This window comes from Rhizobium sp. BE258 (assembly GCF_031457345.1).
Taxonomy (GTDB): Bacteria; Pseudomonadota; Alphaproteobacteria; order Rhizobiales; family Rhizobiaceae; genus Rhizobium.
Window position 1 is genome coordinate 461,868 of sequence record NZ_JAVDWL010000001.1, and the last position, 20,830, is coordinate 482,697.

Sequence of the window (20,830 nt, forward strand, 5' to 3'; positions counted from 1 at the left end):
ACAAAACTAAACCACCAGAGAAAATGGGAGCTAAAAAAGTGACGATTCAATTCAAGACCGGCCTCATGGCCCTTGCCCTGCTCGGCTCCACCGCGCTTGGTACCATGACCGCCCATGCCGCTGACCAGGAAATCAGCTGGATCTATTGCGGCGACAAGATTGACCCCATCCATGAAAAATACATCAAGGAATGGGAAGGCAAGAACCCGGGCTGGACCGTCAAGCCTGAAGTCGTCGGTTGGGAACAGTGCCAGGACAAGGCAACGACGCTGGCTGCTGCCGGCACGCCGGTCGGCATGGCTTATGTCGGCTCGCGCACCCTGAAGGAATTCGCACAGAACGACCTGATCGTTCCGGTGCCGATGACCGACGAAGAGAAGAAGAGCTACTACCCGAACATCGTCGATACCGTCACCTTCGACGGCAACCAGTGGGGCGTGCCGGTCGCTTTCTCGACCAAGGCCCTCTACTGGAACAAGGACCTCTTCAAGCAGGCCGGTCTCGATCCGGAAACCCCGCCGAAGACCTGGGCTGAGGAAATTGCCGACGCCAAGGCGATCAAGGAAAAGACCGGTATTGCCGGCTACGGTCTGCCTGCCAAGACCTTCGACAACACGATGCACCAGTTCATGCATTGGGTTTACACCAACAACGGCAAGGTCATCGACGGCGACAAGATCGTCATCGACAGCCCGGAGGTTCTCGCAGCTCTTCAGGCCTACAAGGACATCACGCCCTACTCCGTCGAAGGCGCAACCGCCTACGAACAGAACGAAATCCGCGCCATCTTCCTCGATGGCAAGGTCGGCATGATCCAGGCAGGTTCGGGTGCTGCCGCCCGCCTGAAGGACACCAAGATCAACTGGGGCGTTGCGCCGCTGCCGCTCGGTCCTTCGGCCAAGGGTGAAGGCACGCTGCTGATCACCGACAGCCTGGCCGTATTCAAGGGCACCGGCGTCGAGGAAAAGGCAGCCGAGTTCGCCAAGTACATCACTTCGCCTGGTCCGCAGGGTGAGTACGAACTTCAGGGCGGTGCGGGCCTGACCCCGCTGCGTCCGTCGGCGAAGGTCGACGAATTCGTCAAGGCCGATCCGTCGTGGAAGCCGTTCATCGACGGTATCGCCTTCGGTGGTCCCGAGCCGCTCTTCACCGATTACAAGGGCTTTCAGAACTCGATCATCGAGATGGTACAGTCCGTCGTGACGGGCAAGGCCGAACCGGAAGCCGCTCTGAAGAAGGCTGCCGGCGAGATCGAAGCCTTCAAGTAAGCCGTATCAGGGGATCGCGGTCACTCGGCCGCGATCCTCACCGACCAACCTCATGCGCGTTCAGGCCGGGACCGGAGACAGATTTTTGGGACAGCTTCAGCTCAATAAAGTTCAAAAATTCTATGGCGACTACGAAGTTCTGAAAGGCGTCGAGCTCGACGTGAAGAACGGCGAGTTCGTTGTCTTCGTCGGACCGTCAGGCTGCGGCAAGTCTACGCTATTGCGGATGATTGCCGGTCTCGATGCCACGACCAAGGGCGACATCGTCATCGATGGCGTCCGCGTCAACGAGCTGCCGCCCGTCAAGCGCGGCATCGCCATGGTGTTCCAGTCCTACGCGCTCTATCCGCATATGACGGTGTTTGAAAACATCGCCTTTCCGCTGCGTGTCGAGAAGATGGAAGAGGAAAAGCTCAAGGCGCGCGTCGAAAACGCTGCCCGCATCCTCCACCTCGAAACCCGCCTGCAGCAGAAGCCCGGCATGCTTTCGGGCGGCCAGCGCCAGCGTGTCGCCATCGGCCGCGCGATCGTTCGCGAACCGAAAATCTTCCTCTTCGACGAACCACTGTCCAACCTCGACGCGGCATTGCGCGCCGACATGCGCATCGAGCTTGCCAAGCTGCACCGGCAGCTGAAGGCCACGATGATCTATGTTACCCACGACCAGGTGGAGGCCATGACCATGGCCGACCGCATCGTCGTGCTCGATTCCGGCAATATCTCGCAGACGGGCGCGCCGCTGGAGCTCTATCACAAGCCGGCAAACCAGTTTGTGGCTGGCTTTATCGGCAATCCGAAAATGAATTTCCTGCAGGTGACCTGCAAATCCGTCAGCGATGCCGGCGTGACTGTCGATTACCGCGGCCAGACGGCGACATTGCCGGTCGCCCCGCGTGACGGGATGGCAGGGAAAACGCTGACGCTCGGCATCCGGCCGGAGCATGTGCAGCTTGCCAATGGCGACATCTCGCTGACGGTGACGCCGAGCGTCATCGAGCGGCTGGGCGCCAATACGGTTGCCTATGCCGCGCTCGGCAGCGAAACGGAAAACTTCTGCGCCATGCTGCCCGGCAGCGTCGGCATCCGCGCCGATATACCGGTGACCGTCGGCATCAATGCCGTGGACTGCCATCTGTTCGACGAAGACGGTATCGCCTTCGAACGCCGGGTGGAACTCACCGAAATCGATATGAACCTGCTGTCTCCGGCGACAGTCTGAGGATCGCAATCGGACCGCAACAGCGGTCCGATCCCCGCTATTCCTCGATCAGGCCGTCATAGACTTCCATCAGGGCGTCGGTGATCGCCTGCCCGAGTGCGGCGCCGGCGGCCCGGACATCATCCTCGCTGCCTTCACGAGCAGCCTTTGCGAGCTCGAAACCCTGGTCGCTGACGATCAGTTTGGCGACCTCGATTGCCCACTGGCCGAAATCACCGCGATTTCCAATCTGGACTTGCTCTTCCACGCCACTCTCCTTCGCTCGATGAACCTCATCTAGCGAATGCGGCAGCGTGCGCAAGCAGCAATTGACCGATCAGTTACCAGACGAGGCCGCGCGCAGCGACTTCCTCGACGCGCGTGACGACGCCGTTACGGTGGAAGACCATCGTGTCGAAGAGGTTCGAGACCACGCAGGTGTGGTTGGGGATGATGAAGATCTTCTCGCCGATCTGCGGCCGCGGCCCTGTGCAAGCCGAGAGGTCGATGACGCCATGCTCTTCCGAGAGGCTTGAAATTTTCGCCTCCGGATACCCGACGACAAGCCCGAAGTCGTTGAAACCCTGCAGATCGGAGGTCAGTGCCTTCGAACCGGCGTCGATGACGGCACGGTCGCCATTCGGACGCGACACCACGGTCGCGACGATATGCATGGCGCAATCGTCTTCGCTGCAGTGGCCCATGCTGATCATCTGACGGTCGTTATAGATATAGGTTCCGGCGCGATGCTCCGTCGCCGACTTGACGAGATGCGCATCGAACAGGCTTGGCGTGCCGCCGTTGCTGACGATCGGGCACTCGATGCCTTGCGCCAAGAGGAGCGACAGGGTCGACTGGATGAAAGCCTCGACGGCATCGGCCGATTGCGGTTTCGGATAAGTGAGAATGCCGCCGAAGGTCAGCCCGTCGGCCGCAGCGATCCGCTTGCCAAGCGATGCCGCCTCCTCCGGCGTCTGGACCCCACAGCGGCCCGCGCCCGTGTCACATTCGACCAGCACGGTCAGCGGCCGGTGGCCGGAGAAATGGGCTGCCAGTCCGTCGATCGTCACGTCGCTATCGGCAACCACCTTCAGGCCGGAGATCCGCTCGTTGAGAGCACTAAGCCGCTCGAGCTTCTGCGGCCCGAGGATGTTGAAGGTGATGAGGATGTCCTCGAAACCTGCTGCGGCGAAGACTTCGGCCTCTGTCACCTTCTGGCAATTGATGCCCTTGGCGCCGGCCGCCACCTGGGCGACGGCGAGTGCCGGGATCTTGTGGGTCTTGATATGCGGGCGGAAGTTCAGCCCGTGCTCGTCCATATAGGACTGAACCCTGTGGATGTTAGCGGCCAGCTTGTCTTCGTCGATAACAGGTTGGGGGGTCGAGAGATCCGCGATCCTGTCACCAGCCTTGGCGACGACGGCAAACTGGTTGTCATGCATCTCAGGCGGCTCCGCGTTCGGTTCCATGTGGGTCGGCCACGATCGGCCAGATGTTTTTCGGCGCCCGGCGATAGGCCGTCGTCGCCGGATTATTGGGATAGGGCGTTCCCGCCGAGCAGTAAAGAATCTCGGCCGCGATCTTCGAGAAGGACGCGAAGAAGTGGTTGGTAGATTTGATCACCAGGATCTTCTGTTTAGCCGGATCGATGCCCATCACCGAAAACAGGCTGGGGTCGAAGCTCTGGGCCCGCGTCGAATTGAGGATGATGTCGATGCCGTCGAGCACGATATGGGCGGAATCGCCGAAGGGCGCCAGGCTCTCGCCAAACTGCATCTCGGCATTCTTCACCAGCTTGACGATCTTGACTGTGCCATCGACGGGATTGCCGGTACCGGGTGCCGACTTGGCGCCGAAGCGGAGCGGGATCTCGGCCCCCTCGCCTGCCGCAAAACAGATCTGCACGGCAACCGGATCCCAGATCGTGCCGATGGCAGCACTCTTGACGCCGCGGGCGATCAGCTCTTCGAGAATGACCGTCGCATCGCCGGCCGTACCGCCGCCCGGATTGTCCCACACATCGGCGATCACGACCGGCCAGGCGGTTGCGGCAAGCGCGCGGGATACCGCTTCCTTCTCCTCGATCTGCGGCACCATGAAGGTTCCGCGCTTGGAAAACAGCTCCATGCCGAGTTCGCGCGCCAAGGCGGCGCCCTTTTCCGGCTTGTTGTTGGTCACGACCAGAAGCTTGGTGCCCATCTCGGGCACGTCGCCGACCATGAAACCATGGACGACCGAGATTGACAGGACATCCGGGTCGTCCCTTTCGATCTTCATGATCTTGTCGACGAAGGAGCGCATCGGATCGCGCGAGGTCGGGAAAACATCGATCATCCGGCAATCGAACACCGAATTGACAGGCTTCACCCGGCCCTCCAGCGCATCGACGGCGATCCGCCAGAGATCTTCGGCGCGGTCGACGAAATCGGTATGCGGGAATTCCTTGAAATAGACGGCGAAGTTGAGCGCTTCGATACGCTTCTTCGTGAGGTGGCTGTGCGGATCGAGCTCGGCACAGATCAGCACGTCAGGCCCGACCATTTCACGCATGCGGGAAAGCAGATCGCCTTCCGTATCCTCGTATCCGGCCGCGACCATCGCACCGTGCAGGCCCATGACGATGGCATCGACGGGCAGCGCTGCCTTCAGCTGGCCGAGGATTTCGTCGCGTAGTTCCTCATAGGTGTTGCGATTGACGAGGCCGGCCGGGTCTGCCCAGGTGGCGGTGCCCTCGATCAGCTCCCAGCCTTTTTCGGCGGCGACACGGCGGCCGACGGTGATCGGGGCGGTGCAGAGCGTCGGCGTTTCGGGATGCTGGCCGGGCGGCGCATAAAGCGAAGCCTCGAAAGCGCGGCGGTCCACGCAGATCGGTGAGAAGGTATTGGTCTCGGTCGCCAGTGCTGCCGTGAAAATGCGCAAGTGATTAGGCCTTTTAATGTCGGCCCCGCGTCAACCCATCGGGTTCGGCAGGTAGCCGGTGAAACCGCAGATCTTCCACTGTCCTTCGTGGAGCCTGCAATAATAGAGTGTCTGCCACTGCATGATGTCGCGGCTGCCATCGCTCTTCGTCAGGCCGCCGTCGAACTTCTTGCGGACAAGCGCCATGTCGCCCTCGATCTCGATATCTTCGAGCGTCGTGGTGGTGAAGATCGCGGTGCGGGTATCCTCGGCAAAGCTTTGCGTGGCGAAATCCTTCGCCTGCTTCAGCCACTCGTCGCGATAGGCTTTCAGCGTCGGAAAAGCGAGGCGCCATTTGTCCGGGCTGACTTCCTTGCGGCCATCGATGCCGATGAAGCCTTCCTCGACGAAATCATGCTCGACAGCAGACCAGTCTGCAGCCAGAAAAGCGTCGATATCGCGGGGAACAAGCATCTCCCAGATGCTGTGCCTGGCGGTATCCGAGGACGGGAAAGGATTCTGAAAAGGATCACGCATGGCCGCCCCCGATTTAAATAGTTTTCATAAATGGCGTTTTTCGCTGGTCAAATTCTGCTTTCTATGGTCACTTGTCAACTTATCAAGAAAATAATTTGCAAGGAACCGGGCATGTCCATCAAACGCTATGGCACTGTTCAAACCGGCGCCGGTGGCAAGGCGCTGCCGTTCGCACGCGCTGTGGAAGCCGACGGCTGGCTCTATGTTTCCGGCCAGGTGGCGATGGAAAATGGCGAGATCATCGACGGCAATATCATTGCCCAGACCCACAAGACGATCGCCAATGTGCTCGCCATTCTCAAGGAAGCCGATTACGGCGTCGAGGACATCGTTCGCGTCGGCGTCTGGCTTGATGACCCGCGCGATTTCTGGACCTTCAACAAGATCTATCAGGAATATTTCGGCGAGCACCCTCCGGCCCGCGCCTGCGTCCAATCGTCCATGATGGTGGATTGCAAGGTCGAGATCGATTGCGTCGCTTATAAGAAAAAAGACTGAGAGCGGCGATTACGGGGGGACCGGCTTGGATATCTTTTCCACATTGCAGGAAGACAAGAGCCGGCTCTCAGCCTCCGAGGGTCGCATCGCCGAGATCATTGTCAATGATTTCGAGTTTGCGGTAAACGCGTCGATCATCGAGCTCGCCGAGCGAGCCCAGGTTTCCCCGCCGACCGTCACCCGTTTCTGCCGGCGGCTTGGCTGCGAAAGCTTCTCCGACTTCAAGGTTCAGCTCGCCCGCACCGCCCATATCGGCGTGCGCTATCTCAAGCCGGAATCGAAAAGCAGCGATCCGGCTGATGTTGCCCAGGATATCATTACCAAGGCGCAGAACGCGCTGTTCCTGCTGCACCGCTCGCTCGACCTGACGGCGATAGAGGCGGCCGTCGGGCTGATCTCCAAGGCTGAAATGATCTACGCCTTCGGCTCCGGCGGCAATTCCTCGATGATCGCCGACGAGCTGCAGAACCGTCTCTTCCGTCTTGGCCTGCGGATTACCGCCAGCTCCGACCACAGCATGCAGATGATGATGGCGGCAGCGGCAAAATCCGGCGACGTGATCATCGGCTCCTCCTTCTCCGGCCGCAATGCCGAGCTGGTCCGCTCCTTTGCTCTGGCACGCGAGGCCAAGGTGAAGACCATCGCGCTGACACAGACCGGCAGCCCCGTCGCCAAAGCCGCCGAGATCGTCGTTCCGATCGACCTGCCCGAAGGCACCAATATCTACCGGCCGACATCGACCCGCATCGCCTATATCGCGACGGTCGATATTCTTGCGAGCCTCGTCGCCTATGCCATCCAGCCGAAGGCAACGACGACGCTCCGCCGCATCAAGCAGCAACTCGTCGCCCACCGTGACGGCACCGACGACCGGCAGCTGCTTGGAGACTGATTGACATGAGAGGACAGCAGCAATGACGCAATCGGCGGCCATCGTGACGGGAGCAGCAGGCGACATCGGCGCGGCGATCGCCGCGAGACTGGCCGACGATCACGACATTGTTCTGCTGGCCGATATCGATCCGAAAGCTGCGGCAGCAACCGCGGCGAAACTCGGCAGCGCCGATCGTTTCATCCCGGTCGAATGCGACGTCACCAGCGAGAGCAGCGTTGCAGCGCTCGCCAGGCGGGCAGCGCAGATCGGAACGGTCCGCACGCTGGTCAACAATGCAGGCGCCGCCCGCGCCGTCAGTCTGCATGACACGACGCCGGAGATCTGGCGGGCGGACAATGCGCTCAATCTCGAAGCGGCCTTCCTGACCTTCCGGGCCGTCGAGGACCAGCTGAAGGCGAGCAAAGGCTCGGTCGTCAACATCGCTTCGGTCAACGGCATGAATGTTTTCGGGCATCCGGCCTATAGTGCCGCCAAGGCGGGGCTTCTGCATTTCACCCGGCTGGTGGCCGTCGAATACGGCAAGTTCGGTATCCGCTCGAATGCGGTGGCTCCGGGTACGGTCAAGACCCAGGCCTGGGAAGTCCGCGCCGCGGCCAATCCCAATGTCTTCGAGGATGCCCGCCGCTGGTATCCGCTGCAGCGTGTCGTCGATCCGAAGGATGTCGCCAATGCCGTCGGCTTTCTCGCCGGACCGCTGGCGGCGGCGATCACCGGCGTCTGCCTGCCTGTCGATTGCGGCCTGACGGCCGGTCAGGCAGAGCTCGCCCGCACCTTCTCCCAATCCGAGCACTATTGAAAAATCATAAGAGAAAACGAGAGGAACAGAAATGAAACCGGTTTACTACCGCCTGGAAAACAGCTGGAACCCGGATGGCGGCCCGAACGGTGCATTCACCTTCACGCTCTTCAATCTGTCCGGCGAGCCGCTTTCCGGTTTCAAGCTCGTCTATACCTCGCTCACCCGCGTCATCGATGCGGCAGCTTGCGGCAACGCCACCTTCCTGCGCCGCAACGCCAATTTCCATGAGTTCGGTCCGCCCGCCGGTCTCACGCTCGCACCCGGCGAAAGCTGGAGTTTCACAGTCGCCGGCCTGCACCGCAGGGCGCAGCATTGCACCGACGGCGCCAAGTCCGCCTACCTGACTCTCTCCTCGGGCAAGCATGTGCCGGTCGCCGTGTCGGACCTCTTGCTGGAAGGCCGCACCAGCGAGCCGCCGCCGGAGCTTCTGCCGGAAGGCCGTCTCGATCTCCCCTTTGCGCTTCAGCCATGGCCGGCCGAGATCAGTGCCACACCGGGCGACGGCTTTCCAGTCGTGCTCTTTCCACAGGACGCAAGCGTCGAGGAACTCGCTGCCATCTCGACGGTGATCTCGCTGACGCGGCGCCTGTTCGAAAGCGATCACTCGGTCTTCAATCTTGCCGCCTCGCCGCAGGGCCGCCCGCTGATCTTCAAGACGGATGCCGCCCTTGAGGCAGAAGCCTATCGCCTGGATTTCGCATCCGGCAGCGTGACGCTCAGCTATTCCGGTGCTGCCGGACGCCAATATGGCCTGACTTCGCTCGCCCAATTGCTGAACGGCGCTCGCGTCACCAAAGACAAATTCCGCTTCCCCCTTTCAGGGACGATATCGGACAAGCCGCGGTACGGCTGGCGCGGCTGCCATCTCGACGTCTCGCGCCAGTTCTATCCGGTTGCCGACGTCAAGCGGCTGATCGATATCCTCGCCTGGTTCAAGCTCAACATCTTCCATTGGCACCTGACCGATGACGAGGCCTGGCGTCTGGAGATCAAGGCCTACCCGCAGCTGACGGCGGCGGGCGTTCTGCGCGGGCCCGACGAACCGCTGCTTCCACAGCTCGGCAATGGTGCGGAGCCCGCCGGCGGCTTTTATTCGCAGGACGACATCCGCGAGATTGTCGCCCATGCCGGTTCGCTGAGTGTCGAAGTCATTCCCGAGATCGACATTCCCGGTCACAATGCGGCAACGCTCGTTGCACTGCCCGAACTCACCGACGGTCAGGAAGCGCCCGACAGCTATCATTCCGTTCAGGGCTATCCCAACAATGCGCTGAACCCCGCCATACCGATGACCTATGAATTCCTGGAGAAAGTTTTCGACGAGATGGTCGAGCTTTTCCCCTCCTCCTACATCCATATCGGCGGTGACGAAGTGGCAAACGGCTCGTGGCTTGCCTCGCCGCTTGCCAAGAAGGTGATGGAGAAGGAAGGCATCTCAGGCACGTTCGGGCTGCAGTCCTATTTCCTGAAGCAGGTGAAGGCGATGCTCGACAAGCGTGGCCGCAAGCTCGCCGGCTGGAACGAGGTGGCCCATGGCGGCGGCGTTGCGGCAAAGAACAGCCTGCTGATGGCCTGGGAAAATCCGCAGGTCGGTATTGAGCTCGCCAGGGAAGGCTATGACGTCGTGATGACGCCGGGCCAAGCCTATTATCTCGACATGGTTCAGGCGACGGCTTTTCAGGAACCGGGCGCCAGCTGGGCCGGAACGGTGCCGCCCGCCCATACCTACGCCTATGAGGCGGCAGGCGAATTCCCGGAAGAGCTCAAGGATCGGCTGAAGGGTGTTCAGGCCTGTATCTGGTCTGAGCATTTCCTGTCGCGCGGCTATTTCAACCGTCTCGTCTTCCCGCGCCTGCCGGCTATCGCGGAGGCGGCATGGACGCCGAAGGCCGCGAAGGATTGGCATCGCTTCGCTGCCATCGTTCCGCTGAGCCCGATGCTCTAGGATGACAGCGATGCGGATTGCGATCGGTGGAATTCACACAGAATGCAGCACCTACTCGCCGGTGCTGATGACCGTGGATGATTTTAAGGTGCTGCGGGGGGAAGAGCTCCTCGGCGCGGCCTATTTCGACTTCGTCCACGAGAGCGGTGCTGACCTGCTGCCGCTGCTTCACGCCCGCGCCGTACCCGGAGGCCCGGTGTCGCGCGTCGCTTACGAAGCCTTCAAGTCCGAGTTCATCGAGAGGCTGAAAGCGGCGCTGCCGCTCGACGGCCTCTACCTCGCCATGCACGGCGCGGTGAATGTCAAGGGCATGGACGATGCCGAGGGCGACTGGATTTCGGCAGCCCGCGCTGTCGTCGGCGATGCCTGCATTGTCGCGGCGAGCTACGATCTGCATGGCAATGTCAGCCAGACGATCGTCGACCAGCTGGATATCTTTGCCGCCTACCGCACAGCGCCGCATATCGATGTACGCCAGACGATGGTCCGTGCCTGGGCAATGCTCGTTGATGCGTTGAAGATCGGCGAGCGGCCGGGTGTCGCTTGGGCGCCGGTCCCGGTTCTCTGGCCCGGCGAGCGCACCTCGACTGAGGACGAGCCGGCAAAGGGGCTCTATGCCAGGCTGCCCGAATTCGACGCCCGCGACGGAATTCTCGATGCCAACCTTATGATCGGTTACGTCTGGGCTGATGAGCCGCGCGCGACGGCCTGCGCCGTCGTGACGGGCAAAGACAAGGCTGCGGCTATAGCGGCGGCAGAGGCGATTGCTCTCTCCTATTGGGATGCACGCGCCGATTTTCGTTTCGGCCCGGTCACCCGTCCATTGGACGAAGTCCTTGATATCGCTCAGAATTTATCGTCACGTCCGGTTATTCTTGCCGATTCTGCGGACAATCCGACCGGTGGCGGCGTCGGTGACCGCGCGGACGTTCTGCGAGCCGTTCTGAGCCGCAATCTGACCGGCGTTCTCTTTGCCGGCATCACGGATCGCCCGACGGTTGACGCATGTTTTACTGCAGTAAACTCTGCAAGGGTAACGCTATCGATCGGCGGCAGCCTGGATCCGTCGAGCCAACCGGTCGATGTGGAAGCGGAAATCCTGACCCTCGACGACCCCGGCATTCCTGCCGACCGGCAGGCCGTTGTGAGGATCGGCGGCGTGACTGTCATTCTTGCTGCGCGCCGGCGCCCCTACCACAATATCGCGGATTTCACCCGCCTCGGCCTTGATCCCAAATCCGTAGGACTTCTCGTCGTCAAATCCGGCTATCTCTCGCCGGAGCTGGCCCCGATCGCAAACCCCAACCTGATGGCTTTGACGGATGGCGTGGTTGGACAGGATATCGAAAACCTTGTCAGCCTGCGCCGGCAGCGTCCAGCCTTTCCATTCGATCGCGATTTCGCCTATACGCCGGAGGCGCGTCTTTCCGCTTCTTGGAAAGATTGACAACAACATACGGCGACTGTCCATATCGGGTGGCTTCATCCCCGCCCGGCCTGTATTCGCCAGTCTTCGATGAAGAACATGAAACGCCTTATCCCCGACGTCTTCCGCAACCCGGTCATCCGGGTGAGCATGCTTGCGATTTTCACCTTCGGCTTTGCCGGCGCGACGACCTCGCCCTACCAATCCGTCGTCGGTATTCGAGAGCTGGGTCTTTCGAACGCGCTTTATTCCGCACTGATCTTCGCGGCCGCAACCGTCAATGTCGTCGTCAGCATCCTGCTGGGCAATCTTGCCGACCGGCTGGGCGAATACCGGACGATGATGCTGATCGCCGCGATCTTCGGCGTTGCCGGTTACGGCGCCATCTATCTCATTCCGACCGAACAGGTCTTCGTGTTGAGCGCTCTTCTTATCCTGCCCGTCTATAGTTCGCTGAGCTCGCTGTTGTTCGCCAATGTCAGAGCGGCGACCGGAGACATGAACAGAAGCGATGTCGCGACCGTCAATTCGGGCGTGCGGGCGATGATCTCCCTCTCCTGGGTTCTCGTCCCGGGGCTGACCGGCATTCTGCTCTCCGGTTCGCCGACCATGCTGCCCGCCTATCTCTTTGCCTGTATTTCCTGTGTCGTCTGTCTGGCGTTGATCGGGCTGTTTCTGCCACGGCAGAGCGGCACCGACCATGCGGCCACCCATCATCTGTCCTATCTCGCTGCGCTCGGACAGGTCGTCTCGCCGAAGATCCTGAGTCGCGTGGTGGCTATCGCTTTGATCAGCAGCACGCTTCACGTCAACGGCGCGATCCTGCCGCTGGTGGTCACCGGTGCTGCGCATGGGACCGTTGCCGATGTCGGTGTCCTCGTCGGCATCGTTGCCTTCCTCGAGGTCATCTTCATCATTCTCTGGTCGCGGCTGCTGCGGGTGATCAGCCAGCTGACGGCTCTGGCCGCGGGAACGATCATCTACGCCGTCTATCTCGTGCTGCTCGCCCTCGCCTCCGCGCCCTGGCAGGTCTACGCCCTCACCCTTATCAGCGGGATTGGCGCAGCCGCCCTGATCAGTGTTCCGATCACCTATCTGCAGGATCTGATCGCCGAGCGTCCGGGCCTCGGCAGCGCGTTGATCTCGGTCAACATATTCCTCAGCGCCGGATTGAGCGCCTTGCTCTTTGCTGCGGGGACGGCTCTGACAACCTATTCCGGGACGGCATTCGTCGGTGCGATCTCGGGGATGGCCGGGCTCGCTCTGCTGCTCTTTCTCGATGGACGCCGACGTTAGGCTAAACGACTGGATTCGCTTGGATTTCAGTCCATATGGCGCTCTCATGGCCTGATTTCCCGACGTTCCAATCGTTGTTTATCCGATGTTTTCCTAGCGCAACGGAACTCAATGAATAGTTTGCTTCCATCATTGGGTAACAGGTTTTGGCGGGCCTGCCGCAGGCTCCGATATGTTCGCCCGTCGCAAAGCGGCAAGCATTGGCCATGTGTTGAACCGCCCCTCCCCGGCGCGGCGCGATAATGTCCGCAAATAGCCGCCTGGAGACGCAATCGTACTACCCTTCTGGAATATGCAGGCGATCGCGACAGCCGTATTCTGCACGCCCATCCTGCTGACGGCCTGATGATAGGCGGATGGATCGATTTGCAGCATGGTGCTGACGATGGTGCTGGCGCTGATCAGATCGCTCCACGTTCGAACACTTCCTCCCGGTCCGTAAAGAGCGATATCGGGGCAGGTTTCGGTCACTGTGGTGATCGGATAGGTAATCGACGCCTTCCCGGGTAGCAGCCTTTGTCCTTCTAAAGCGTTGTCGCCGAGATCAGCGGAGTTTACTGCGGTCAACCCATCCCCGGCATTCGTAACCGGATGTTCAGATTCAGAAATAGATTCAGATTCTGATATCTGTATGTGCCGCTCATTCTGTAAGGCATTGGCGCTCGAATTTTCGGTTTTAATCTGTGTTTCCAGTTGCTTGACGATTTCGGCGCGAAATTCCTCGAGCTCGGCCAGAACCGAGGCGATCAGATGCGGGGTTGCAACGCGTGGCAGCTTGTTGAGGATGGAATGAAACGCCTCATCGATCGCCCACCAGTCGCCATCGGCCGACTCGGCGATCGCAGCTGTGATCAGCTTCGAGATATCGCGCCTGCAAAGGGTGAGCTGTTCCTTGATGGTCTGCAGATGCAATTTCTCGGCAGCGACCTTGGCTGCGAGACGTGCGATTTCCTCAGCGCGGGCAAGCAGCGGCGCTAACGAGAAACCATAGGCATCCCGGATTTCGCCCTGACGGTCCTTGCGCGCATAACGCTTACCATTCGGACTGTCCTTGCGGAGCACCAGGCCGGAGGCGATGAGAGATGCCATATGCCGCCGCACCGTCTGCTCGGCCATGCCGTGGCATCGGATTGAAAGCTGGTTGTTAGATGGGAACACGACAAGGCTGCGCTCGGCAGAGAGTTCGCCATGTGGATAGAAGCTCAGAAGCGCATTCAGCACCGCGAGCGCCCGGTCGGAAATATCGAGCAGAGGTTTGGCTTCGCAGAGCGCGCGATAAATTTTCCACTTGTCGACCGAGGCACTGCTCTCGATCTTTTGGGCCCTGACCTGGCTTGCAAGCATGCCAAGCGTCATCGGCCGCCGCCCAAAGGGCGTCGTCACACTTCCACCATCCATTTTCTTCGCCTTCTTCAAGGCAAAAGATGTCAGCTCACCAAAAATAGGTGCCGGGGACTCTTGACTATGTGGAGTGGAAATGTGATTCTCTGGGTGTCTAGATCAGAGAGGGCTTCCACTACGGCAACGTTTTGGGGGCCTTTTCTTTTGCTTATTGATCTCCATTCTTCGATGAAATCATGTCCTTCTCGAACGCCTCGTAGAGACGATCCAGATTGTCTGCGATATAGGCGCCGAAGGCCGATCCCTTGGCTGCCTTCAGCGCGATCGTGAACTGTTTGCCGTTATCCTTGATCTTCGCCTTGACCGAACCGTCGCGTCGCTGCCATTGGCTGATGGATGCCGGCTGCGCCTGGTTTTGAGCGGTGGAAACCGGTTTGCCGTTCAGAAACTGCACAAGCATATCGAAACGCACGTCCGGTTCGGCAGCAACGAAATCGGGCGTCTCAACGAAGAGAGTTGCCCGCTCGGCGGAATTTTCTTCTTCGAACTTGACCGAAAGATCGTGCCAGCGGTCGCGGCCGGTGGCGCGCGCAGCGCCGATTGCCGAGAGAACCTCGGCCGGGATGCGGCGGGTGACCGACAGCATCTTGGAGACCGTCGTCTTATCGGCACTCAGCGCCGACATGATGGTCTCGCGGTCGAAACCGAGCGTATCGAGCTTGTCGGCAAACATCGTGCGCTCGATGAAGGAGAGGTCGGCACGCGCCGAGTTTTCCTGACCCTGGGCGATGACGTGGTCACGGTCGTCGAGCTTCTTGACCACGGCGCGAACCGGACGGCCGAGCTCCTTAGCAACGCGCGCACGGCGATGACCGAAGGCGATTTGATACTTGCCATCCTTTTGCGGATGCGGACGCACCAGAATAGGGGAGTCCTGACCGCGCGAGCGGATCGCTTCAAGCAATTCCTGAAACTGCTCGTCGGTTTGAACCAGACGATCGCTGACGAAGGACTCCTCGATGAGAGCGGTATCGAGATCGATAACCGTTTCGCCATGAGCGAGCTTTTCTTCGATATCGCGCGCCGCATCCGCCCTCGCCGCCAGCGCGTCGATGCTGCGGGTGACGGCGCCAAGCGCCCCGATTCCCTTGAAGGCAATCTGCTGCTTTTCGGCACCGGAATCGCCTTCGATATTTACCGCGGTAAACTTCTTGGAATCGTCCATCAGGCCGGAGAGGATATTCTTACGTGCCATATGTCTCCCTCCGGACGGTCGATTGGTTTCCCGTGGCGAAGCCGTGAGTTATCATTTGCGGCCCCAGGCTTTGTGGATGAGATCGGCGATCTCGCCGTTGACTGAATCCATCGCTTCCATTGCGCGGTCATAGGTGGCGCGCGTAAAGGCGCTGCGCTCGACCTCGTAAAGCGTCTGGTTGGTCATGGCCGCATCCGATATCGCGACGCTTCGCAGCATCGGATTTGTCAGAACGTGATTGCGGAACATCGAGCGCATGAAGGCGACCATCTGCGTCTGCGGCCCGTCCTGCGGGTCGTAGCGGGTCACCAGATAGCGCAGCCAGTCGAGGTTCATGTTGCCGCCGGCGCCCTTCAGGGTGTTCAGCACCTCGCCGAGCATCTGCAGGAACTGGCACATCGACATGACGTCGAGCATCTGCGGATGAACGGTGATCAGCACCGCGGTCGCGCTGCAGATCGCGCTCATCGTCAGGAAGCCGAGCTGGGGAGGGCAGTCGATGACGACGACGTCGTAATCATCTGATACCGAAGACAGCGCCTCGTCGAGACGGGCAAAGAAGATCCGGCCGTAATCGCTGGTCTTGCCCTGAGCGAGAATGCGCGGCGTGTCGTGCTCGAATTCCATGAGCTCGAGATTGCCGGGGACGAGGTCGAGGTTGGGGAAATTGGTCTTGCGGATGATTTCCTTCAGCGGCCGGCGCTCGTCGTCGTAGCGGATCGCCGCGTAAAGCGTCTCGTTTTCATCGACGTCGAATTCCGGCTGGAAGCCATGGATGGCGGACAGTGAGGCCTGAGGGTCGAGATCGACAGCCAGGACCCGGTGGCCGGTGAGGGCCAGGTGCTGGGCAAGATGGGCTGCGCTCGTGGTCTTGCCGCTGCCGCCCTTGAAGTTGACGACGGCGACGACTTGAAGATGCTCGTGGCCTTTGCGATGCGGAACGTAGCGCGTGCCGCCACGGGCGTTCTGGTCGAGAAACTGGCGCATCTCGTTCATCTGAACGGCGGTGTAGGAACGGCGCCCGGACGAGGTGACCTGGGGGAGGGGGCCTTTGCCCTCCAGCGACAGGTTCCTGAGATAGCCGCTGGTGACGCCGAGAAAGTGCGCAGCCTCCGCCAGCTGGAACTCGCGCAGATCTTTCATGGCCCGCGGCGGAAACATTTCCAGCCGGTGCTGCTTCAGCTTCTCGGACAGTTCCTGTGCCTGAGCGATGATCAACTGATCGACGTCAGAAATTGCCTTATCAATTGTCGGTGCCATATTCATGGAAATCTCGAAAATGCGATTTAAACACCCTGCGGGCCTTGAAAGCGCATTTAGCTCCGATTCTCCTTTTCTTGCAAGGCAATTAGGATTAACAGGGAGTTAACCGGATTTCTTCGAGAAGCCTTGAACAGATTGGCGGCTGAAAAGAGCGGTTTTCCGCGCCGGATAATCCTATGTATAGGCAGCGGAAGCGAACAGCGTTTCTACTTCCGTTCAGGGGAGAACATTAACCATATCACGGCATTAGCCACTGTCGGTTTTGGGTCTCGGAGGCCGCGAATCGAATCGCAATTCGTTTGCCACTGCCTATCTTGAGCCCATTTCGGCTCGCCGATCAACGGTTTACGGACCGATCTGCTGTGAACAATCCGACCGATATGAGCCGCAAAAGCGCTGGTTGCGACAAACGCCCGGCCTTGCCTCAGGCCGGGTGCCGCCTGTCTCTGCTGCGACTCGGGGACGACGCGGCTGCATTCCCGCGCCGGGATCAAAGGCGGCTTGCGATCCGCAAGCCGTCATAGATGGCGGCATGGGTGTTTCGCGCCGCCACTGCATCTCCGATCCGGAACAGCTGGAATTTGCCATCGGCATTGCGGGTGACGGTCTGCGGCTCCCCGGCCAGCAGCTGATCGTGCGATAGCTCTCCGAGATTGCTGGAGAGCGGCTTCAGTTCGAAATAGAGGTCATCAAACGGGATTGTGCCGTGATTGACGACGATCTGGTCGACGATTCGCTGCTTGGAAACGCCGCCGTAATCGCTGCCAACATGCGCCAGCAGTTGATTGCCTGTTCTCTCTGCCTGGTCCAGACGTAAGGTGACGGTGAAGATGACGTCGAGCTTTTGCAGCGTGCGCATATAGGGAACGAGGTTCATCGCCATGACCTCGGGCGCAAAGGACCGGTCCGGCGTCATGATCTCGACCTTCGCGCCTGTCCTCGCGATAATCTCCGCCGCCTGCAGGCCGGCATGATCGCCGGCATCGTCATAGATCAGCACATTGGTGCCGGGCTTCACGTCGCCCGAGATGATATCCCAGGCGGAGACAACGAGCTCGTTGCCCTTCGACAGGACATCGGTATGCGGTAGGCCACCGGTGGCGATGATCACAACATCAGGGTTTTCGGCGGCGATAGTGTCAGCCTCGGCCCAGCTGTTGAAATGGAAGGTCACACCCCGTTTCTCGCACTGGCTCATGCGCCAGTCGATGATGCTGATCATTTCCTTGCGGCGTTCGCTTTGTGCCGTCAGGCGGATCTGCCCGCCGGGATTGTTGGCGGCCTCGAAGACGACGACCTCGTGGCCGCGCTCGGCGGCGACGCGCGCCGCCTCGAGCCCGGCCGGGCCGGCACCGACGATGACGATCTTCCGGCGGGCATCCGCCTTTTCCACCACATGCGGCATCGTCTCTTCGCGCCCGGTAGCGGCGTTGTGAATGCAGAAGGCCATGCCGCCCTGGTAGATCCGGTCGAGACAGTAATTGGCGCCGACGCAGGGGCGGATATCCTCCTCCCGCTTCTCGATGATCTTTCGAACGATGTGTGGATCGGTCATGTGGGCCCGTGTCATGCCGACCATATCGACCTTACCGGAGGCGATGGCGTGGCGGGCGGTCGCAACGTCGGGGATCTTCGCGGCATGGAAGGTCGGAAAATTGGTCGCGGCGCGGATTTCGCCGGCGAAATCCAGATGCGGCGAGTTCGCCATGCCCTGAATGGGGATGACGTCGGTCAGGCCCGGATCGGTGTCGATATGCCCGCGGATGACGTTGAGATAGTCGATCAGCCCGCTGTCGCGCAGCCGTTTCGAAATCTCGATGCCGTCATTGCGATCGGTACCGCCGGGAAGACACTCGTCGGCGGTATAGCGGACGCCGAGAATGAAATCGTCGCCCACTCTTTCTCGCATCGCCCTGAACACGTCGAAACAGAAGCGCATGCGGTTTTCCAGCGAACCGCCATAGGGGCCGTCGAGTTCATTGGTCAGCGGTGAGGCGAACTGATCGATCAGGTGGCCATAGGCTTCCAGCTCGACGCCATCCATGCCGCCCGCCTTCATCCGCTCCGCGGCATCCGCGAAATCCTTGATGATGCGCTCGATATCCCAGTCTTCAAGTTTCTTCGGAAAAGCCCGGTGCGCGGCCTCGCGCTGGTGCGAGGGTGCAAGAACGGGCAGCCAGTCGCCCTTGTCCCAGCGGGTGCGCCGTCCAAGATGGGTCAGCTGGATCATGATCGCGGCACCCTGTTCGTGGACGGCATCGGTCATGTCGCGGATCCACGGGACGATCTCGTCCTTGTAGGCAAGCAGGTTGTTGAAGACGGGAGGACTGTCGCGTGAGACTGCGGCCGAGCCCGCGGTCATCGTCATTGCCACACCACCTTTGGCCCGCTCGACCGTGTAGGCGCGGTACCGCTCCTTCGGCATGCCGTCGTCGGGATAGGCAGGCTCGTGGGAGGTGACGATGATCCGGTTGCGAAGCGTCAGGTGCTTGAGCTTGTAGGGTTGCAGGAGGGGATCGTTCGACATCGCGGTGCTCCAGTGTTCATGACTGGGATCGAAGGTTATCCAGAAATGTACACCTATGTCAATTTAGAAGGCATTGCTGTTTTGCTGACAGACAGCGATGCACAAACCCGTTGTTGCCGCGATGGGAGTTTGGTACCTCTGCGCCATGGAGCGATTACAGAATGATAGCGGCTGGCGGGGCTCGCCGGATGTGTGGCTTGAGGCGGCCTATGCCTCGCTGCTCGAATCGGGCGTCGATAGCGTGCGTATCCTGCCGCTCGCGAAGAAGCTCACGCTGTCGCGCACCAGCTTCTACTGGTTCTTCAAGGATCGCGAGGAGTTGCTCGGCGCGCTGGTCGCCAGATGGCGGGACAAGAATACCGGAAATCTGGTCAGGCGTTCGGAAGCCTATGCGGAAACGGTGGCCGAGGCGATGCTGAACGTTTTCGACTGCTGGATCGATCCTGCACTGTTCGACGCCAAATTCGAGTTCGCCATCCGAAGCTGGGCGCTGCAATCGGCGGAAACGCTTGCGGAAGTGCAGGAAGCCGATCAGCTTCGGATTTCCGCCCTGACGAAAATGCTGCACCGCTTCGGTGAAGACGAAGCCAGGGCCGATGTCCGGGCCCGCACCGTTTATCTGGTGCAGATCGGTTATATCTCCATGCAGTCGCAGGAAGATCTTGCGGTACGCATGAAGCGCATCCCGGAATACGTGGAAATCTTCACTGGCCGGTCGCCGGAAAACCGCGAACTCGACAGATTCTATTCACGCCACGGCTACGTGCCGGGCTGAAAGGGCCCGCTAGTGTCCGGCGCGCGCTTCATCGATGTGTGCCTTGTTGGCCTGCTGTCTTTCGATGCTCGTGCGCATCAGTTGCCGCTTCACGTCGAGAAAGCTTTTCTGCGCCGCAAGGCGGTCTGCAGCGCTGAGCGGTTCGACCGGTCTGCCGTCGATGTCGTGGCGCATCGAATCGGGCTGGGCGCTGGCGAAATAATAGCGCTTGGAGAAAATGTGGAACGCCGTCGCCCGGCGCAGGCTGCTCACGCCATGCTCCGGCTTCAGCAGCGCCTTGATCTCGTTGAAGAGGCCGACCGCGAAGGGCAGGATGGGGTCACCGGGATTTTCGGGCAGAATTCCAATCGAACGGGTCAGCATGGCGTTGATCGCCCGGGCTTTCTCGACATCCGCTTCGGTTGCCGCAATCGGTCCGCGGCTGACAGTCCAGGCTTTGCGCATGATTTACTCCACATGGCTTCCATACGTTGCCATTGTGAAAAAACCGCGACATCCGCTGATGTTCCCGTGACGGGGACCTGATCATCGGCATCGAATGAAGGCCCAGCCGGCACACGCGTGCGGCTGGGCCTTGCAAAATATTAGAGAACTGCGACGTTTTCGGCCTTGGACTTGCCGGTCTTGCGGTCCTGTCCGACTTCGAAGCTCACCTTGTCGCCTTCGCGAAGCGAGCCGCCGCGCTGCAGAGCAGACACGTGCACGAATACGTCAGCGCCACCGCTTTCCGGGGTAATGAAGCCAAAGCCCTTGTCATCGTTGAAGAATTTTACAGTACCAGTAGCCATCAGAGTTCCTTTTACTTCTCTTAGCCGTTTTCAATCGCCGCCGGAGCCTATCGCTCGCGCGCCGGCTTATCAACGGTTTACGCCTTTTTACAGGGTGTAGTTCTTTCGCAGAAGAACGGCG

Annotated in this window: 19 protein-coding genes; 9 read left to right on the top strand and 10 right to left on the bottom strand. The window is 60.3% G+C overall.

Translation table 11 applies throughout. The annotated features are described in order from the left end of the window. Positions 1-23: 23 nt before the first annotated feature. Both J2X43_RS02255 and J2X43_RS02260 read left to right on the top strand, forming a co-directional pair. A complete protein-coding gene (locus J2X43_RS02255; RefSeq protein ID WP_405049557.1) occupies positions 24-1,268 on the top strand; it encodes an ABC transporter substrate-binding protein in 1,245 nt (414 codons plus the stop codon). Positions 1,269-1,353: 85 nt separating this feature from the next. After that, on the top strand, positions 1,354-2,487 hold the full coding sequence (locus tag J2X43_RS02260) for a sn-glycerol-3-phosphate ABC transporter ATP-binding protein UgpC (RefSeq protein ID WP_310290638.1): 1,134 nt from the start codon (positions 1,354-1,356) through the stop codon (positions 2,485-2,487). 37 nt (positions 2,488-2,524) lie between these two features. On the opposite strand, the gene J2X43_RS02265 is transcribed toward J2X43_RS02260, so the two are convergent. The 4 genes from J2X43_RS02265 to J2X43_RS02280 form a co-directional block, all read right to left on the bottom strand. Then, complete coding sequence (locus J2X43_RS02265; protein WP_112388800.1) at positions 2,525-2,734, bottom strand: hypothetical protein; 210 nt, start codon at positions 2,732-2,734, stop codon at positions 2,525-2,527. Positions 2,735-2,807: 73 nt separating this feature from the next. After that, positions 2,808-3,908 (bottom strand): D-TA family PLP-dependent enzyme, encoded by a 1,101-nt coding sequence (locus J2X43_RS02270; RefSeq protein ID WP_310290640.1) that lies wholly within the window; start codon positions 3,906-3,908, stop codon positions 2,808-2,810. 1 nt (position 3,909) lies between these two features. Next, entirely contained in the window at positions 3,910-5,385 is a 1,476-nt protein-coding gene (locus J2X43_RS02275; RefSeq protein WP_310290643.1) for a M81 family metallopeptidase, read from the bottom strand. Between the two features lie 30 nt (positions 5,386-5,415). Beyond that, complete coding sequence (locus J2X43_RS02280; RefSeq protein ID WP_112538256.1) at positions 5,416-5,901, bottom strand: hypothetical protein; 486 nt, start codon at positions 5,899-5,901, stop codon at positions 5,416-5,418. Between the two features lie 111 nt (positions 5,902-6,012). On the opposite strand from J2X43_RS02280, the gene J2X43_RS02285 reads away from it, so the two are divergent. From J2X43_RS02285 to J2X43_RS02310, 6 genes are all read left to right on the top strand, one after another. After that, positions 6,013-6,399 carry a RidA family protein gene (locus J2X43_RS02285; RefSeq protein ID WP_112388797.1) on the top strand — a complete coding sequence of 129 codons (387 nt, stop codon included), beginning with the start codon at positions 6,013-6,015 and terminating at the stop codon, positions 6,397-6,399. Between the two features lie 25 nt (positions 6,400-6,424). Next, positions 6,425-7,291, top strand: coding sequence for a MurR/RpiR family transcriptional regulator (locus tag J2X43_RS02290; RefSeq protein WP_112514419.1), 867 nt, complete (start codon positions 6,425-6,427; stop codon positions 7,289-7,291). A gap of 22 nt (positions 7,292-7,313) precedes the next feature. Next, positions 7,314-8,090: an SDR family oxidoreductase gene (locus J2X43_RS02295; RefSeq protein WP_112538255.1), complete on the top strand. Its 777-nt coding sequence runs from the start codon at positions 7,314-7,316 to the stop codon at positions 8,088-8,090. Between the two features lie 31 nt (positions 8,091-8,121). Next, positions 8,122-10,038, top strand: coding sequence for a beta-N-acetylhexosaminidase (locus tag J2X43_RS02300; protein WP_112538254.1), 1,917 nt, complete (start codon positions 8,122-8,124; stop codon positions 10,036-10,038). 10 nt (positions 10,039-10,048) lie between these two features. Further along, positions 10,049-11,485 carry a M81 family metallopeptidase gene (locus J2X43_RS02305; protein WP_310290652.1) on the top strand — a complete coding sequence of 479 codons (1,437 nt, stop codon included), beginning with the start codon at positions 10,049-10,051 and terminating at the stop codon, positions 11,483-11,485. 78 nt (positions 11,486-11,563) lie between these two features. Further along, positions 11,564-12,760: an MFS transporter gene (locus tag J2X43_RS02310; RefSeq protein WP_112538253.1), complete on the top strand. Its 1,197-nt coding sequence runs from the start codon at positions 11,564-11,566 to the stop codon at positions 12,758-12,760. A gap of 129 nt (positions 12,761-12,889) precedes the next feature. On the opposite strand, the gene repC is transcribed toward J2X43_RS02310, so the two are convergent. The 4 genes from repC to J2X43_RS02330 form a co-directional block, all read right to left on the bottom strand. Continuing rightward, positions 12,890-14,158, bottom strand: a complete 1,269-nt coding sequence (repC, locus tag J2X43_RS02315) for a plasmid replication protein RepC (RefSeq protein ID WP_112538252.1) — start codon at positions 14,156-14,158, stop codon at positions 12,890-12,892. A 151-nt stretch (positions 14,159-14,309) separates the two neighbouring features. Then, on the bottom strand, positions 14,310-15,356 hold the full coding sequence (repB, locus tag J2X43_RS02320; RefSeq protein WP_112388792.1) for a plasmid partitioning protein RepB: 1,047 nt from the start codon (positions 15,354-15,356) through the stop codon (positions 14,310-14,312). Between the two features lie 51 nt (positions 15,357-15,407). Beyond that, positions 15,408-16,622 carry a plasmid partitioning protein RepA gene (repA, locus tag J2X43_RS02325; RefSeq protein ID WP_112538251.1) on the bottom strand — a complete coding sequence of 405 codons (1,215 nt, stop codon included), beginning with the start codon at positions 16,620-16,622 and terminating at the stop codon, positions 15,408-15,410. A 487-nt stretch (positions 16,623-17,109) separates the two neighbouring features. Continuing rightward, positions 17,110-19,146, bottom strand: coding sequence for an NADH:flavin oxidoreductase (locus J2X43_RS02330; protein WP_310290658.1), 2,037 nt, complete (start codon positions 19,144-19,146; stop codon positions 17,110-17,112). A 145-nt stretch (positions 19,147-19,291) separates the two neighbouring features. Between J2X43_RS02330 and J2X43_RS02335 the strand changes: the two genes are divergently transcribed. Further along, positions 19,292-19,921 carry a TetR/AcrR family transcriptional regulator gene (locus J2X43_RS02335; protein WP_112388789.1) on the top strand — a complete coding sequence of 210 codons (630 nt, stop codon included), beginning with the start codon at positions 19,292-19,294 and terminating at the stop codon, positions 19,919-19,921. A 9-nt stretch (positions 19,922-19,930) separates the two neighbouring features. Here the strand turns inward: J2X43_RS02335 and J2X43_RS02340 are convergent, their stop codons facing one another. Together J2X43_RS02340 and J2X43_RS02345 are read right to left on the bottom strand one after the other, a co-directional pair. Beyond that, positions 19,931-20,365 carry a ProQ/FINO family protein gene (locus tag J2X43_RS02340; protein ID WP_112388788.1) on the bottom strand — a complete coding sequence of 145 codons (435 nt, stop codon included), beginning with the start codon at positions 20,363-20,365 and terminating at the stop codon, positions 19,931-19,933. Positions 20,366-20,505: 140 nt separating this feature from the next. Continuing rightward, positions 20,506-20,709 carry a cold-shock protein gene (locus J2X43_RS02345; RefSeq protein ID WP_112388787.1) on the bottom strand — a complete coding sequence of 68 codons (204 nt, stop codon included), beginning with the start codon at positions 20,707-20,709 and terminating at the stop codon, positions 20,506-20,508. Between the last annotated feature and the right edge of the window lie 121 nt (positions 20,710-20,830).

Bases quoted from the DNA above. Each gene is read 5' to 3' on its own strand.
- J2X43_RS02345 (WP_112388787.1), bottom strand. From the start codon at position 20,709: ATGGCTACTGGTACTGTAAAATTCTTCAACGATGACAAGGGCTTTGGC.
- J2X43_RS02285 (WP_112388797.1), top strand. From the start codon at position 6,013: ATGTCCATCAAACGCTATGGCACTGTTCAAACCGGCGCCGGTGGCAAG.
- J2X43_RS02300 (WP_112538254.1), top strand. From the start codon at position 8,122: ATGAAACCGGTTTACTACCGCCTGGAAAACAGCTGGAACCCGGATGGC.
- J2X43_RS02280 (WP_112538256.1), bottom strand. From the start codon at position 5,901: ATGCGTGATCCTTTTCAGAATCCTTTCCCGTCCTCGGATACCGCCAGG.
- J2X43_RS02270 (WP_310290640.1), bottom strand. From the start codon at position 3,908: ATGCATGACAACCAGTTTGCCGTCGTCGCCAAGGCTGGTGACAGGATC.
- repB (WP_112388792.1), bottom strand. From the start codon at position 15,356: ATGGCACGTAAGAATATCCTCTCCGGCCTGATGGACGATTCCAAGAAG.
- J2X43_RS02330 (WP_310290658.1), bottom strand. From the start codon at position 19,146: ATGTCGAACGATCCCCTCCTGCAACCCTACAAGCTCAAGCACCTGACG.
- repC (WP_112538252.1), bottom strand. From the start codon at position 14,158: ATGGATGGTGGAAGTGTGACGACGCCCTTTGGGCGGCGGCCGATGACG.
- J2X43_RS02255 (WP_405049557.1), top strand. From the start codon at position 24: ATGGGAGCTAAAAAAGTGACGATTCAATTCAAGACCGGCCTCATGGCC.
- J2X43_RS02335 (WP_112388789.1), top strand. From the start codon at position 19,292: ATGGAGCGATTACAGAATGATAGCGGCTGGCGGGGCTCGCCGGATGTG.
- J2X43_RS02305 (WP_310290652.1), top strand. From the start codon at position 10,049: ATGCGGATTGCGATCGGTGGAATTCACACAGAATGCAGCACCTACTCG.
- J2X43_RS02310 (WP_112538253.1), top strand. From the start codon at position 11,564: ATGAAACGCCTTATCCCCGACGTCTTCCGCAACCCGGTCATCCGGGTG.
- J2X43_RS02340 (WP_112388788.1), bottom strand. From the start codon at position 20,365: ATGCGCAAAGCCTGGACTGTCAGCCGCGGACCGATTGCGGCAACCGAA.
- J2X43_RS02295 (WP_112538255.1), top strand. From the start codon at position 7,314: ATGACGCAATCGGCGGCCATCGTGACGGGAGCAGCAGGCGACATCGGC.
- repA (WP_112538251.1), bottom strand. From the start codon at position 16,622: ATGAATATGGCACCGACAATTGATAAGGCAATTTCTGACGTCGATCAG.